Genomic DNA, 340 nt, shown 5'->3' on the forward strand with positions numbered 1-340 from the left:
CCCATCGGCCGTCCCCTGGACAACACCCGGCTCTACGTCCTCGACGAGCACCTCGGCCTGGTCGCCCCGGGCGTCCCGGGCGAGCTGTACATCGCCGGCGCCGGACTGGCCCGCGGTTACCTGCGCCGTCCCGCCCAGACCGCCGAACGCTTCGTCGCCGACCCGCACGGCCCGGCCGGCGCGCGCATGTATCGCACCGGGGATCTGGTGCGCTGGTCCCGGGAGGGTGAGATCGAGTACCTGGGCCGCGCCGACCAGCAGGTCAAGCTGCGCGGCTTCCGGATCGAGCCCGGTGAGATCGAGTCGGCGCTCGCCGCCCACCCGTCGGTGGCGCAGGCCG

General features: G+C 74.7%; 1 protein-coding gene. It reads left to right on the forward strand.

What is annotated here, in order from left to right; genetic code table 11:
• Positions 1–340, forward strand: a 340-nt coding sequence (locus ADK41_RS09940; protein WP_159043957.1) for an AMP-binding protein, incomplete at both ends; no start/stop codon positions are given.

The sequence above is a fragment of the Streptomyces caelestis genome, assembly GCF_001279005.1.
In the GTDB taxonomy this organism is placed as follows: Bacteria; Actinomycetota; Actinomycetes; order Streptomycetales; family Streptomycetaceae; genus Streptomyces; species Streptomyces heliomycini.